Origin of the sequence: Nocardia gipuzkoensis (assembly GCF_021183645.1) — a bacterium.
GTDB lineage: Bacteria > Actinomycetota > Actinomycetes > Mycobacteriales > Mycobacteriaceae > Nocardia > Nocardia abscessus.
In genome coordinates this window covers 7,056,351-7,071,041 of the sequence record NZ_CP089225.1, presented here as the reverse complement: position 1 = coordinate 7,071,041, position 14,691 = coordinate 7,056,351, and the positions used below count along the sequence as shown (strand labels likewise).

Genomic DNA, 14,691 nt, shown 5'->3' with positions numbered 1-14,691 from the left:
TCCCGGCCGTCAGCTGCGTCAGGGCCCCCGCGCCACGCGGCTGACGGCATGCGGGACAACACTCCAACACCCGAAGGTAGATACCGGAAATGACAATGGTCTATCGTGCGGGTATGCCCGCCCGCGACACCGCCGACACGCCCACCGGCCGCCCCGCCACCGCTCAGCAGCAGACACCGGCGCGCAGCTGGACCTTCCTCACCAACCACGCCCACGTCCTGCTGTGCCTGTCCCGCGACGGCGACCTCACCATGCGCGAACTCGCCGCGGCCGTCGGCATCACCGAACGCGCCGTGCAGGTCGTGGTCGCCGACCTCGTCGCCGACGGCTACCTCACCCGCGAAAAGAACGGCCGCCGCAACACCTACACCGTCCATGGCCACGGCCGCCTACGCCACCCCCTCGAATCCAGCCACACCATCGACGAACTCATCACCGCCCTACGCTGACCCGCGCCCACAGCGACACAGGCCCGCACCGCGATTCCGGGAGAAGCCGCAGAACAGCGTCGAAGTTCGTGTGTTGCAGCTCGGCGCATAGTGAACGGTACTGCGCTGGGATCGGCGCGAGAAGAATCGAATCGAACGCGCAGTCGACACGCCGGTCCAGGTAGTGTGCCTCGCTCGGCGCCGATGGCGGCGCGGTCGAGGGACTTCTGCGCGGCCCTCGGCGCCGACGAGATCCGGCGCTGGCTGCTGCGCCGCCGACGGTGACTATGGTCCCCTCGCCGCGGGCAGGAGTCCTCTCACCGACCCCGGCGCACCCGAGCAAGATTCCTCGCATGGATAAGGACAAACACCGAATCGCTGTCGTCTACGCGACCGAACAGGGATCCACCCGCGACATCGCCGAATTCATCAGCGCCGAACTATCGGGACGCGACACGATCGTCCAACTCGCCGATATCGAACACGCGCCCGAGCTATCCAACTTCGACACCCTCGTACTCGGCAGCGCAGTCCACAACATGAGACTCCTGCCTCCCCTCACCGACTACGCACACGCCCACCACGACGAGTTGGCGAAGAAGGACGTATGGCTCTTCAGCGTCGGACTCGCCCCGGCACTGCGTGGCCCCATCGGCCGCCGCCTCGGCCGGATCGTCCCGAAGAAGATCGCCGCCCTGCGCGACTCGATCAATGCGCACGACTACCGGGCCTTCGCCGGACGGTACGACAGCGACGGCATCTCACTGCGAACCCGTATCCTCTACCGCCTGCTCGGCAAAGGCCGCTACGGTGACCTGCGCGACTGGGCGACAGTTCGCTCCTGGACCGACACCATCGCCCGCAGTCTTCGGCTGCCACCGGCCCGATCCACCACCATCACTTCGTGAGAGACGCACTCGCCACCCACAGCCCTCTCTCTTGACGAACCACCGACGCCGAAGTTCGCACATACGGGTTCTGCCCACTTCTGATCGAGCTTGCGGTGAACGGCGAGGACGGCGTCCTCTCAGTTGTCGGCGGCCGGTACACAGAGTGCAGTCCGGCGAAGGACTCGGTGCTGCGGGGGTGGTCCGAATCCGCGCGGCTGATGCCCGCCGACCAGGGGCCACGTGCGGTGGCAGTGGGACCTGTCGGCCATCCGAGATGACAAAAGGCCCTGCGCCGCGGACGCATGCCCGTATCCGCAGCGTGACGCACCGGGAAGATCTAGGTATGACAGCAAAGCACCCGCCATCTCGGTACCTGATCGCCGGGTGATGCTCGCGGCGCTGCGGCTGGCCACTCGGGCGCCTTCGGTGCACAATACCCAGCCATGGCGCTGGGTGTTCGACGGCACCCGCCTGCACCTCTACACCGACGCCGACCGGGTGCTGCCCTCCACCGATCCACAGGGCCGCCAACTGGTCATCAGCTGCGGAGCCGTGCTGCACCACCTGCGCACCGCTTTCGCGGACCAGGGCTGGCACACCGACACCACACGCGTGCCCGACCGGCAACGACCCGACCATCTCGCGGTGATCGAATTCCGCCCTTGGCCCGACCCGCCCGAAGGCATCCACTCCCGAGCCGCGGCCATCGTTCGGCGCCGCACCGACCGACTGCCCATGAACGAACCCGACGGCTTCCTCGGCATCCTGCCCTGCCTGCGGATGCTCACCTCCCCGCACGAGGTGGAACTGGACGTCCTCGACGCCCACGTCCGCCCTCGGCTTGCCACCGCCTCCCAGGAGGTTGAAACTCTGCGCCGCCACGATTTGCTGTATCAGACCGAATTGGAATGGTGGGCAGGACATTCGGAGTCTCCAGAAGGTGTACCCGCCTCCGCGCTGGTATCCGATGCCGAGAACGCCCGGGTCGGCGTCGCCCGCGCGTTCCCGCCGGCTCCGCATACGATGCGACGCGCCCGGCTCGACGATCACGCCGCACTGATGGTGCTCGGCACCGAAGGCGACTCGGTCGGCCAATGGCTGCACACGGGCGAGGCACTGTCGGCTGTGCTACTCGAATGCACCGCGGCCGGGCTGGCCACCTGCGCGCTGACCCACATCACCGAACTACCGACCACCCGCAGACTACTCGGCGGCCTGGTCCCCCGCCCGGCGACACCGCAAGTCCTGATCCGCGTCGGGACCGCGCCCGACGACACGGACCTGATCCCCCCGACCCCGCGACGACCGATCACCGACATCTTCACCGTCACCGGGGCCAGCTGAACCCCGCATGCGAACGTAGGGTCACTTCATACGGCGACGATCCCGACACGCTGACCGAGGGCCTTGCCCCGGACGTCGCCGCCGTACTGGATCTCGGCAGCCGGCGCGCATCGGGATCCGGTGACCTATCTGCGGAAGCAGCCTCCCGGTGGTCGTACACGCCCCGCCCGACCGGTGTCTTCGGATCCCTCGGAAGACCTCGGCCCCTGCCCCGGACTGAGGACATTGGTCCCAGGCGGGCAGGGCAGACGCCTCTCCACGCAACCGAGGAAGCCGAGCCATGCTGGATGTATGGGGCGGTGCCGAGACCGACCGCCGCCCGGCCGAACACCCCGAGACGACACACCGCTGTGTCCCCGCCTACCGCGATCGCGCGTCCGCGCGCGGGCACGGCTCCGAACACCGCAGCTACGAGGTGATACCTATGCGTGCACGTGACGTCCTGAGCAGGCCCGTCGTGACGGCACGGCCGGGGACACCGTTGTCGGAGGCCACCGCGCTGCTGACCGCACACGGCTTCGCCGCACTACCTGTCATCGACGAACAAGGCCGCGTGGTCGGAATGCTGTCCGAATCGGACGCTCTGGCAGCAGGTTCCGGCATACCGAACGAGACGGTGGAAGCGGTGATGTCGACTCCGGTGGAGGTGGTCACACCGACCACCTCCACCGCGACGATCGCCTCTCGCATGCTCACCGGGCGGCTTCGCTCGATGCCGGTCGTGGAAGCCGGACTGCTGGTCGGGATCGTGTCGAGGCGTGACCTGCTGCGAGTTCTGCTCAGCGACGACGCGGCCATCGACGCGAAGATCCGCGCACTGCTCGACGACTACGCCGGCAGCCGCCGGCAGTGGGCGATAGATGTCGCCGACGGGGCGGTCACCGTTCGCGGCATCTTCGCCGATTCCCGTGAGCAGCAGGTTGTCGCCGCTCTGGCCCGCACCGTCGACGGTGTTGATTACGTCGATGTGATCGATGACGCCCGGATCCTGCCGGACCGTTGAACGAAAGCCTCGTCGTGTGCGCAGCGGCGGGAACAGGCATCTAGCGAGTGTCGGTGAGGAAGTCGACGCAGGAACGGATCGTCGATAGTCGTGGGTAGTCACTCTCCTCGATCCGGCCGCCGGCGGCGGAGAGCCGTTCGACGAAGGTGAGGAAGTCGATCGAGTCGAGTTCCAGGGTGCTGCGCAAGGGGTCGTCCTGCCCTAGGGCGGAGATGTCGGCTTCGGTGGCGAATCCGCGCAGCGCTGCCCGCACGGAGTCATCCGCCTGCTCACGGGACATAATTGGGGGCATTACGGTTCACATCTCCTCTGGCTGCTGAAGAAGCTCGGCGACAGTGTTGAGAAAGCGGGCCCCGACAGCGCCGTCGCTGGCGCGATGATCCGCCGAGAGGGTGGCGGTGAGCTGGGGACGGACGCCCAGCAAGCCGCGCACCGCGCAGGGACGTGCCGTGACGGCGCCGAAACCGACTATCGCCACCTGCGGCGCGGCGATCACGCCGAAGACCGAGTCCACCCCCAGCTCACCGAGATTCGTCACTGTGATGGTCGCCGGGACGGCATCCGCGGAACGCAGCCGAGCGGTGCGAGCTCGGCCGACAGCGCCGCGTAGGGCGTCCATCATGGCCGGCGGAGCGAGCGTGTGGGCGTCCGGGATGGTGGGCACCATGATGCCGCCGCCACGCAGTGACACCACGACACCGAGATGCACCGCCGAAGCTGGACGGAACTCGTCGTCCAGCCAGTGTCCGTTCAGGTCGGGCACAGTTCGCGCTGCCCGTGCAGAAGCACACAGCACCAGAGCGGACGAGAGGATGCGTGCGCTGACCGGCACGCGGCGGTTCGTCTCTTCCAGCCAGCGCATCGCTGCATCCATGTCGATGGTGCTGGACAAGTAGTAGTGCGGCACAGTCCGCTTCGACCGCGTCATGGCCGCCGCGATGACCTTGCGCACCGCGACGGGGTCGTGCGGCAGGGATTCGGCGCCGATCACATCTGTCGCACCGGCAGGCTGCTCGGGTGCGGACTCCGCCGCCGCCGTCGGGACGGCTTCGGGAACGGCCCCTGCGGTTCGCACATCACGGGCGCGCACCGCGCGGTCCGGGCCGGTCCCCGAGATGTCCCGCAGATCGACTCCCGATTCGCGCGCCAGCCGGCGCGCGTAGCCGGAAGCGCGTGCCACAGCGGTTGGTGGTAGGGGCCGGACTCTCTCGGGAGTTCCCGACTCTCCCCGAGCCTGCCGTCGCTCATCGTGCCCTACCTGCTCCTGCGGACCGGAGGTGACGATTCCGGGTCGCGGCGCAGTGCGCGCACCAGCGGAGATGGCTTCCTCCACGTCCGAACGCACGATTCGCCCACCCGGGCCCGACCCATGCAGAGTCGCCAGGTCGATGCCCGCCTCCTGAGCCAGTCTGCGGATCAGCGGCGTCGCATGATGAGCGATCTCCGTCGCGCCGTCCGGACCGGGAAGGGATTCGCCGCGAACGGATTCCGCCGGTTCCGACGAAGACGGTGGGCGCCCGTCCGGCGCCGCTCGGGCGTCTCCCACTACGACGGCGCGGTCCGACGCCGGTTCGATCGTCGCCAGCGGCGTGCCCACCGGCACTGTCTTTCCTTCCGGCACCAGGATCGTCCCCAGGACGCCGTCGTCGAAGCATTCGACCTCGATCGCCGCTTTCGTGGTATCGACCTCGGCGACCACGTCTCCCTTGTGCACGACATCACCGGGATGCACGAGCCAGTGCAGCAACGTGCCCTCCGTCATGTCGGCTCCGAGTGAAGGCATCCGGAACTCGACCACCTCAGCTCGCCGCCTCACGTACCGCGTCGATGACCGCCTCCGCACTCGGCAGCGCTGCTTCCTCCAGCTGCCGCGCATAGGGAATCGGCACCTCGGCGGTGCAGACCCGGCCGATCGGTGCGTCGAGGTCGTAATAGGCGTGTTCGGCCGCGCGAGCGGCGATCTCCGCCGCTATGCCGACACTGCGCCAGCACTCGTCGACGATCACCAGGCGGTGCGTGTGTGCCACCGACTCGAGCACCGTGGTCTCGTCCAGCGGGCGCAGACTGCGCAGATCGATCACCTCGGCGGAGATTCCTTCGGCGGCGAGCGACTCGGCGGCCGATTCCGCCGTCGGCAGCGTCGCGCCGAAGGCGACTATGGTGACGTCGGTGCCCGCCCGCCGGACCGTCGCGCGGTCGATGTCCACCGGGTCGTCGTCCGTTGCCATCTCCCCCTCGCTGTTGTAGAGCGCGATCGGTTCGAAGATCACGACCGGATCCGGGTCCTGCAACGCGGTCCACAGCATGCCACGCGCATCCGCCACGGTGGCGGGCGAAACCACGCGCAGTCCGGGAATGTGCGCGTAGAAGGCTTCCAGGCTGTGTGAATGCTGCGCAGCCAGCTGGCGGCCCGCGCCCGTCGCCATCCGGATCACCAGGGGCACGCCCAGCTGACCACCCGACATGTGCCGCAACGTCGCGGCGTTGTTGAGGATCTGATCCAACGCGAGCAGGCTGAAGTTGCCGGTCATGATCTCGACGATCGGCCGCATACCGCCCAGCGCCGCACCGATGCCCGCACCGACGAACGCCGATTCGCTCAACGGGGTGTCCCGGATCCGGCGTGGCCCGTATTCCTCGAGCAGGCCGCGGCTGACCCCGAAGCAGCCTCCGTAGGCGCCGACGTCCTCGCCCATCAGGAAGACGCGATCGTCGCGATCCAGCGCTTCTCGCAGTGCTTCGCGCATCGCCTCGCGGTAGGTGATCATGGTCGCTCCGCGTAGACATGACGGCTCAGATTGGCGACGTCCTCCAGCGGTCCCGCCTCGGCCTGTGCGATCGCGTCGTCGAGTTCGGCGTCGACCTCGGCCTGAAGGGCGGACAGGGATTGCTCGTCGAGTGATCCCGATGCCCGCAACTCGGCCGACAGGTGGGGTATCGGGTCGCGGGTCTTCCACTGTTCGATCTCGGCTTTGTCCCGGTAGCGGTCGGCGTCGTAGAGCGAGTGCGCACGGAAGCGGTAGGTCCGCAGCTCGAGGAAGCAGGGGCCGCTGCCGCCGCGAATGGATTCCACCGCCCGCTGGGTGGCCGCAGCGACAGCCTCGGGGTCCATGCCGTCGACCGGCCAAGCCGCCAAACCATAGCTGGAGGCGCGCAACGCCAGATCGGTGACCGCGTGTTCGCGGTGCAGCGCGGTTCCCATCGCGTATCGGTTGTTCTCACACGCGAACAGGACCGGTAGTCGCCACAGTGCGGCCAGGTTCAGGCATTCGTGGAACTCGCCCTCGGCCGCGGCGCCGTCACCGAACAAGCACACTGTCACCGCGGGCCGATCGTGCATGGCGTCGGCCAACGCCAGCCCGACCGCCAGCGGCAACCCGCCGCCGACGATCGCGTTGCCGCCGAAAAAGCGGCGTCCGGCATCGAACAGGTGCATAGAACCACCGCGACCGCCACTGCAACCCGAGGCACGTCCGAACATCTCCGACATGAGCGCCGCCATCGGGATGCCGCGAGCGAGTGCGTGCCCGTGTTCCCGGTAGGTGGACACCACGGCGTCCTCGGGGCCGATCTGGCGCAGCAGCCCGGCCGCGACGGCTTCCTCACCGACGTACAGGTGCAGGAACCCGCGGATCTTCTCGGCGCTGTAGAGCTGCACGCAGCGCTCCTCGAATCGCCGGATACGGATCATCTGCCGCAGTAATTCGATCCGTTCCACGGCAGCGAGCGGCAGCCGATCGCCCACTCGTTCCGGCAGGTCGACTGTGGTCACTGCCCGACCTCCAATGTCGACACGTCGCCTTCGGGCAATCCTTGCTCCCGAGCCTTCAACAGCCGTCGCATCACTTTCCCGCTGCGGGTGTGTGGCAGGCTCTCGGCGAAGGTGATCTGCTTGGGTGCCACCGCGCCGAGGGCCTTGCGGCCGAAGGCGAGCAGCTCGGCCCGCAGCGATTCGGAGGCGGCGTACTGCGGTCGCAGCAGAACGAACGCCTTCACCAACTCCCCCGCGACCGGGTCCGGCTTGCCGATCACTCCCGCCTCCGCCACCGCCGGGTGGGCCATCAGCGCGCTTTCCACCTCGAACGGTCCGACCAGATGCCCGGCCGACTTGATCACGTCGTCGGCGCGTCCGACAAACCAGTAGTAGCCGTCGGTGTCGCGCCGGGCGAGATCACCGGACAGATACCAGCCCGCGGCGAAGGAGCGCGCGTATCTCTCGGGTTGTCCCCAGTAGTCGCGGAACATCGACGGCCAGCCCGCACGCAACGCGAGTTCACCGATCTCGCCGGTTTCGGCGTGCCGGACCTCGCCGTCGGCCATCTCCGCCCGGCCGTCGGGTCCGCGTCGCAGGATCGTGGCTTCGATGCCGGGCAGCGGCCGTCCCATCGAACCGGGCCGCACCTGTTCGGCGGCGAAGTTCGCGATCATGATCGCTCCGGTCTCGGTCTGCCACCAGTTGTCGTGGACCGGCTTGCCGAGAACCTCCTGGCCCCAGATGACGACCTCAGGGTTGAGTGGTTCGCCCACGCTCGACACGAATCGCAGATGCGACAGATCGGTGCCAGGTGGGAGTTCGTCGCCGCGGCGCATCAACATGCGCAACGCGGTCGGCGCGGTGTACCATACGGAGACCTTCTCCGCTGTCAGGACCTCGTACCAGCGCAGCGCGTCGAATTCCGCCTCGTCGGTGATCACGGTGGCGCCCAGGCTCAGTGGCGCGATCACCCCGTAGGACATGCCGGTCACCCATCCCGGGTCCGCCGTGCACCAGAACACGTCACCGGGGCGCAGATCCAGCGCGTAGTGCGCGGTGATCTGGTGGGCGAGGACCGCCTCGTGCACATGAACCGCGCCCTTGGGTTTTCCCGTCGTCCCGCTGGTGAAATGCAGCAGTGCCGGATCGTCGGCCTGGGTTCGCACGATGGGGAATTCGGTATCGGCGGCGACCATTGCCAGCGCCAAGTCGATCGCGCCGCCTTCGAGTTCGCCTTCGGGATCAGCGTCGGTCACGAGGACATGCCGCAGATCCGGCAGCTCACCGCGGATCGGCGCCACCCGACGCCGGTAGAGTTCCCTTGTGGTGACGAGCGTGGTGGCCTGCGAGATCGCCAAGCGCTGCCGCACCGGCTCCGGCCCGAACGCGGAAAACAACGGCGAGACCACGCATCCGGCTTTCCACGCGCCCAGCGCGGCGACGTACAGCTCCGGTGTGCGACCCAGCAGGACGCACACGCGCTCACCGGGGCGTACGTCCAATCCGTGCAGCACGCCCGCGAACCGATTGCTCAGCGCGGCCAACTCGGCGTAGGTCAAGGTGGAGCATTCGCCGGTCGAGCGCAAAGCCCGCAGTGCGGTGACTTCGGCGAGAGGCGTGCCCAGATGCCGGTCCACGGCTTCGTAGGCGATGTTCACTCCCCCGCCGGGTAGCCCGGCCAGCGAGGAGCGCGCCGCCGTCCAATCGAACGCTTCGCAAGACATCCGATAGTCGGTCAGATTCGCACCGACGCGTTGCTCCGGGGACTTCTCGATCGGGTTCCACCGCGTGCGCGCGTAGTTCGATGCGTCGTGGCTCAAAGTTTCCATTTCGGCCTCCGCGATCCAGTCAACGACCCATGAGCGCCACTCCGGCAGGGCGTAAAGACCTCGCTCGCAGGTGACCTCCGTCGTTTCCGGACGAGCCTGCCGCCGGCGACGGTGACCATGGTCCTCTCGGATCGGATCGGATCGGACCGGCACCGCGGCAGCTCCGGCCGCATGGGCCACCGCCGCCGCGGGCGCCTTCGTGTTCTGCGCGACCCTGCTGGCCCACGAGCTGGCCCATTCGATCACCGCTCGGCGCAATGGAGTCCGGGTATGTTCACCTGGTAGCGCGGCTCTACTCAGGCGCCACCCGACTTCGCAGCAGATCGGCTCGCCCGATAGTGCCGGGAGGACAGACGCGCTTCCGCGATTTCCTCCTGCGCGCGTAGTTCATCGCGGGTTACCACATGTGCGTCCGGTCCGGGAAACGTGAGCGCTCGATGGCCGGTATCGGTCCAGTGCACGAGGTAAGGTGGCATTCCGTCGCTGCCGTGCACTTCCTCGATGAGACCGTGCCGGACCGCGCCGCCGAGTGTGCGACCTTCGACTACCAGCCAGTCCCCTACCTTCGCATGCATCGCACAATCTCCTCTGCTCCCCCGTCCGACTCATCGTCGCAATCTGCCGCAAACCGGCGGTAGGGCCATTGGTCGCAGGCCACCCATCGAGTTCGACGCCGATGCGGTGTTCTCCGCCGCCGCCCGGACCGGAACCGCCATGGAGATCAACGCCCACCCCGACCGCCTCGACCTCGACGACCGACTCATCAGGCGGGCACGCGACCTTGGCCTGGTCTTCGCCATCGACACCGACGCGTACGCCGCACCACCGATCGCCCCCCACCGTCGAAGCGGAGGGCGACGAACTCCTCTGGACTGTCACCGCCGAAACCGGCCCCGGCGGCCACACCGCCACAAAGGCCGTCGGACGTCCCCGCGAGGGCCATCCGACCCTAGTGGGCCAGGGCCATCGGGACGACTCTGGTGCCATGTCCCCTCAGAGCGATTCACTCGAAGCGTCTGTGCACTTCGCGCGCCGGATCGTCACCGAGCTGCCGGTGCGCCTGCGCTCGGTGTTGCGCGGCGTAACCGGCGCCGAGGGCGTCCACCGGGTCGCGCTCGAGGATGCCGTCGCCGAACGGCTCGCGGAACTGGAGCACCGAGTGCTGCTGCTCGGCGACGCCATCGCGATTCTCGCCCGCGGGCTCGAACAGTTGCCGAGCAGCGACATCGACGATCGACGCCGAGCCGACGCGGCCCAGCAAGCCCACCGCATCCTCATCGCCGAGCATCTCACCAGCGCATCCGCTCCGCAGTAGCCGGTAGCGGCAGTCCACGGACGCCCGCGGCAGGTTGCCCCGGCCCCTCGCACCTCCGCCGGGGTGGAATCGGAACTTGTTGCCGCCAGTCGGAAAAGAGGCGAACCGGATGTCCAGGATCGGTAATCTTCCCACTCTCGTCGGCGTCGACGGATCGCCCGTCGCGCTCGCGGCGATACGCTGGGCCGCCGTCGACGCCGCTCGCCACAACGTGCCGCTGCACCTCCTCTACGCGATCGGTGACCTCGGTGAATTCGGGTCGGGCTTCGAACTCGGACAGTTCGACTTCGACAATTACCGCCAAGGCGGACTGGACGCGCTCGAAACCGCCCGCGCTACCGCCATCGCCGAATCAGGGTCGATCGCCGAACTCGACATCAGCACCGAACTGGTGGACATGCCTCCGATCCCGGTCCTGAGTGATCGCTCCAAAACCGCGCGACTGCTCGTTGTCGGCACCCACGGGCTCGGCGCGGTCAGCCGGAGACTTCTCGGTTCGGTGAGCACCGCCTTGGCGCGGCACGCCGCCTGCCCGGTCGCGGTCATCCCGGAAACGCCCGCGGCGCCGAACCGCCCGGTAGTGGTCGGCGTCGACGGCTCACGAAGCAGCGCGCACGCCGTCGAGATCGCCTTCGACCAAGCCGCTTTCCGCGGTGTCGAACTGGTCGCAGTGCACACCTGGTCGGAGTTCCTGCGTTTCGAATCATCCGGGCAAATGCAGGAGAAAGGCGAAGAACTGCTCGCCCGGAGCATCGCCGGGTTCAGGGAGAAGTATCCGGAGGTTCCGGTGCACCGCGTCGTAACCGAGGACCGTCCTGCCGATCGCCTTGTCATGCTCGGCGACAAATCCCAGGTCATCGTGGTCGGCAGCCACGGTCGCGGCGGTTTCTCCGGAATGATGCTCGGCTCGGTCGGTAAGGCCGTCCTGCACGCGGCCGAGGTGCCGGTGATCATCGCCAGGTCGGCGAGTTGACCGCGGTTCCTCTTCACGGGAGGATTCTCTTGTAGCTCCAGCAAACAGGCAGCATTCAGCAATGCTGCCGGGACAGGTTCGCGATGACCGAATTGGGCCCGCTGGACACGGGCTTCATGGAAATGGAAGACACCGACCGCCGGGTGAGTCTCGGAATCGGAACCGTTGCGCTCCTGGAGGGGCCGTCGCCGTCCAGGGACGAGCTGCGCGGCTGGCTGGATCGCGGACTGGAACGGCATGCACGGCTGCGACAGCGGGTCCGGCGCGTGCCCTGGGACATCAAGGCGCCGGTGTGGGAAGACGACCCGAATTTCGATCTGCACCATCACATCCGCTGGACAGCCTTACCAGCACCGGGCGGCGAGCAGGAGTTACGGGAGCTTATCGCGACCGAGCTGACCGAGCGGCTGGATCGTGATCATCCGCTGTGGGAAGTGGTCGTTGTCGACCAGTTGACCGAGGACCGCTGGGTGCTGATCCTCAAGGCTCATCACACCATGGTCGACGGCATCTCCGAACTCACGCTGCTCGAAAGCTTCTGCGACCCCGCCGCGATCGACGTCGGCGAGCGTCGAAGGCCGGGTGCGAGACGTTCGGGTGCGGGGATGCTGAACCTACTGAAGAAGGCGCTTCAGGCACCTGTGGCCATCCCGCGTGCCGCCGTGGGAACTGTGCGCACTCTGGCGCCAGTGCTGTACGCGGCGATCGCGCCGGCAAGCGAGTCCTCGCTCAACGGCCCGATCGGGAAACAGCGGCGCTACACGGTGGCGCGAACCATGCTCCCGCAGGTGCGGGAGATAGCGACGGCGTTCGATGTCACCGTCAACGACGTCGCCGTCGCCGCCATCGCCGCCGCCTACCGTCGATTGCTGCTCAGCCGCGGCGAGCATCCCGCCCCTGCCGAACTGCGCGTCGTCGTACCGGTCTCGACACGAACGACCGAGGCGAGACGGGTACTCGACAACCGTGTCTCGGCGGTGATCACTCATCTGCCGATCGAACTCGACCAGCCCGTGGAGCGCCTGCTCGCGGTCCACGAGCAGATCGGGAGGCACCGAGCCCGCGGGGAAGCCGATGCCGAGAAATCGGTGCTCTCCTTCTCCCGGCGGCTGCCGTTCGGGATCGTGGCCGAAGTATTCCGGCTGGCAGTGTCCTTTCCGCAGCGTGGCGTCGTCGCACTGGCGACGAACATCCCCGGCCCCCGGCACCGCTTGACACTCGGCGGCCGGAGGGTGCTCGAGCTGTGGCCCTGCATTCCGATCGCCATGCGGGTTCGCACGACCATCGCGATCCTCAGCTACCTCGACCGGCTGACTTTCGGCATCACCGGTGACTACGACACGACGCCCGACATCGAGACGATGTCATCGAGCATCACGACGGAGATCGCGGTGCTGCTGGCCCATGCCCGCGACCGTCAGCTCTCACGACGACCGCCACCGGCCCTCGGCCGCGCCGCAGGCGCTCGATCACGGCACGTGAAGTGAGTCCGCGACGACAACCGGCACCAGACGGCGATCCGGCGAGCAAGGTAACCAGCCGCGACCTGCCGGTAATACTCGGCCTCGCCTCGGCCTTCACGATCACCGTGCTGGACCCGCTCGTGCTGAGCCTGAACTTGCCGCAAGTCAGCCGGGACCTGCGCGTGCCGCCGCAACTCGCCGGTGTGCTCGGCGGAACGGCGACCCTGGTGATGGCCGCTGCGGTCCTCGCCGCGGGCAATCTCGCAGATGCCTTCGGGCTCAAGCGGTTGTTGATGATCGGTCTGAGCATCGTGACGGTCGCCGACCTGCTCTCCCTGCTGTCACCCGGCTACGTCTACCTCTTCGCGATGCGTGTACTCGGCGGTCTCGGGATGACAGCGCTGCTCGGCGTACCGCTGGCCCTGCTGAAGACGTCGGTACCGGAGAAGAAGCGCCCCGGCGCCATCGGTGTCTTCATGGCGGTGGAAATGATCTTGTGCGGTGTGATCCCGGCACTCACGGGTTGGATGGTGACCGCGGTCGGCTGGCGGTCGCTGTTCTTGGTCGCCCCGTCGCTGTCGTTGCTCGCGCTGTGGCTCACCGCCGTTTATGTGCCGGAGTCACCCGCCCGCCAGCGTCCTCGGCTCGACGTGATCGGCGTGGCCTTGGTCGGATCGGCGTTGCTCGGCCTCGTAGTCGGCATCGCCGCCGCGCAAAAAGGGATGTTGCGACCGGAAACCTGGCTGCCTTTCGTCTTCAGCGCAGCGGCGGCGACTGCGTTCGCGCTTCATGAACGGCGTACACCCGAACCCGCCTTGGACTTGACGCTGTTCCGGAGCGCGACTTTCAGTGTGGCGCTGGCGGCGGCGCTCACCCTCAACTTCCTGTCCGCCGGCCTCGGGGTCGCACTCGGGCAGTTCGGGGGCAAGGTGCTGGCGCTGTCGCCGGAGGCCATCGGCGCGCTGTATCTGCCCGGCACACTGCTCATCGCGGGCGCCGTTGTCCTCGCCGGGCGCCTGGTGGGCGCTTACAGCCCACGACCGGTATTGATCGTCGGGCTGTTGCTGTTATCGGCGAGCGGATTACTGATGGCGGGAACCGTCAGTCCCAGGATGGCGCTGTGGTTGCTGGTACTGGCCACTTGGCTGTGCAATCTCGGCGCGCTGGTCACCGCGACTTCGGTATCCGAAATGGTGCTGTCACAGGCACCGCGCGGACGTGCCGGTACCGTCGCTTCGGTCCAGCTGGCCTCCGGGATGACCGGCTATGCCCTGGGTCCCACCGTGTACCTCCTGCTGCTGAGCATCTTCTTCCGGCAGGAATGGCTGGCGGACGCGCACTCCCGCGCACTGTCGACCGCCGGCGCCGAGCGGGCCGTCGACGCCGCACGCAGCGCGGCGGCACACAGTCCCGGCAGCGCCGGTTACGATCCCAACCTGCTGCGGCAAGCGGCCGGACTGCGGCTCGACGTGGACTTCGCGGACGCCCTCCGGCTCACCATGCTGACCGTCAGCTTCCTACCGATCGTCGTGGCCGTGGCGGCGCTGCTGCTCGTGCGTCGCGGCACCGAACGCGGCGGGTCGGCGTCCGAGCATTCCGCAGCCGATCCCGAGAGCGGAACGGCAGCGGGTCCCGCGATCGAGGTCGATCACTCACGCCGCGCCGGGCCGCCCCAGGAGGGGTCTTGAGCCC

General features: G+C 67.9%; 14 protein-coding genes. 8 read left to right on the top strand and 6 right to left on the bottom strand.

Features of this window, described 5'->3' with window-relative positions:
* The first annotated feature begins 95 nt into the window (after window positions 1–95).
* The 4 genes from LTT66_RS32295 (at window position 96) to LTT66_RS32280 (ending at window position 3,665) form a co-directional block, all read left to right on the top strand.
* A complete protein-coding gene (locus LTT66_RS32295) occupies window positions 96–449 on the top strand; it encodes a helix-turn-helix transcriptional regulator (protein WP_233069475.1) in 354 nt (117 codons plus the stop codon).
* A 332-nt stretch (window positions 450–781) separates the two neighbouring features.
* Window positions 782–1,336, top strand: coding sequence for a flavodoxin domain-containing protein (locus tag LTT66_RS32290; protein WP_233062298.1), 555 nt, complete (start codon window positions 782–784; stop codon window positions 1,334–1,336).
* A gap of 369 nt (window positions 1,337–1,705) precedes the next feature.
* Window positions 1,706–2,662: an Acg family FMN-binding oxidoreductase gene (locus LTT66_RS32285; RefSeq protein ID WP_233069474.1), complete on the top strand. Its 957-nt coding sequence runs from the start codon at window positions 1,706–1,708 to the stop codon at window positions 2,660–2,662.
* 280 nt (window positions 2,663–2,942) lie between these two features.
* Window positions 2,943–3,665 (top strand): CBS domain-containing protein, encoded by a 723-nt coding sequence (locus LTT66_RS32280; RefSeq protein WP_233062297.1) that lies wholly within the window; start codon window positions 2,943–2,945, stop codon window positions 3,663–3,665.
* Between the two features lie 40 nt (window positions 3,666–3,705).
* Here LTT66_RS32280 and LTT66_RS32275 read toward each other — a convergent pair whose 3' ends face one another.
* The 6 genes from LTT66_RS32275 to LTT66_RS32250 form a co-directional block, all read right to left on the bottom strand.
* Window positions 3,706–3,945, bottom strand: coding sequence for a phosphopantetheine-binding protein (locus LTT66_RS32275; protein ID WP_233062296.1), 240 nt, complete (start codon window positions 3,943–3,945; stop codon window positions 3,706–3,708).
* An 18-nt stretch (window positions 3,946–3,963) separates the two neighbouring features.
* A complete protein-coding gene (locus tag LTT66_RS32270) occupies window positions 3,964–5,427 on the bottom strand; it encodes a 2-oxo acid dehydrogenase subunit E2 (protein ID WP_233062295.1) in 1,464 nt (487 codons plus the stop codon).
* A 37-nt stretch (window positions 5,428–5,464) separates the two neighbouring features.
* On the bottom strand, window positions 5,465–6,433 hold the full coding sequence (locus LTT66_RS32265; RefSeq protein WP_233062294.1) for an alpha-ketoacid dehydrogenase subunit beta: 969 nt from the start codon (window positions 6,431–6,433) through the stop codon (window positions 5,465–5,467).
* Window positions 6,430–7,356, bottom strand: a complete 927-nt coding sequence (pdhA, locus tag LTT66_RS32260) for a pyruvate dehydrogenase (acetyl-transferring) E1 component subunit alpha (protein WP_233069473.1) — start codon at window positions 7,354–7,356, stop codon at window positions 6,430–6,432. Before pdhA ends, LTT66_RS32265 begins: the two co-directional genes overlap by 4 nt.
* A gap of 77 nt (window positions 7,357–7,433) precedes the next feature.
* The gene (gene acsA / locus LTT66_RS32255; RefSeq protein WP_233069472.1) at window positions 7,434–9,143 is read right to left on the bottom strand and encodes an acetate--CoA ligase; all 1,710 of its coding nucleotides are present in this window, start codon (window positions 9,141–9,143) and stop codon (window positions 7,434–7,436) included.
* Window positions 9,144–9,544: 401 nt separating this feature from the next.
* Window positions 9,545–9,823 carry a DUF1918 domain-containing protein gene (locus LTT66_RS32250; protein ID WP_233062293.1) on the bottom strand — a complete coding sequence of 93 codons (279 nt, stop codon included), beginning with the start codon at window positions 9,821–9,823 and terminating at the stop codon, window positions 9,545–9,547.
* Between the two features lie 410 nt (window positions 9,824–10,233).
* On the opposite strand from LTT66_RS32250, the gene LTT66_RS32245 reads away from it, so the two are divergent.
* From LTT66_RS32245 to LTT66_RS32230, 4 genes are all read left to right on the top strand, one after another.
* The gene (locus tag LTT66_RS32245; protein ID WP_233062292.1) at window positions 10,234–10,563 is read left to right on the top strand and encodes a hypothetical protein; all 330 of its coding nucleotides are present in this window, start codon (window positions 10,234–10,236) and stop codon (window positions 10,561–10,563) included.
* Between the two features lie 109 nt (window positions 10,564–10,672).
* Window positions 10,673–11,536, top strand: a complete 864-nt coding sequence (locus LTT66_RS32240; protein WP_233062291.1) for a universal stress protein — start codon at window positions 10,673–10,675, stop codon at window positions 11,534–11,536.
* Window positions 11,537–11,619: 83 nt separating this feature from the next.
* Window positions 11,620–13,023: a wax ester/triacylglycerol synthase family O-acyltransferase gene (locus LTT66_RS32235; RefSeq protein ID WP_233062290.1), complete on the top strand. Its 1,404-nt coding sequence runs from the start codon at window positions 11,620–11,622 to the stop codon at window positions 13,021–13,023.
* Window positions 13,020–14,687, top strand: coding sequence for an MFS transporter (locus tag LTT66_RS32230; protein ID WP_233062289.1), 1,668 nt, complete (start codon window positions 13,020–13,022; stop codon window positions 14,685–14,687). The genes LTT66_RS32235 and LTT66_RS32230 overlap by 4 nt, the downstream gene beginning before the upstream one ends.
* The last annotated feature ends 4 nt before the right edge of the window (window positions 14,688–14,691 follow it).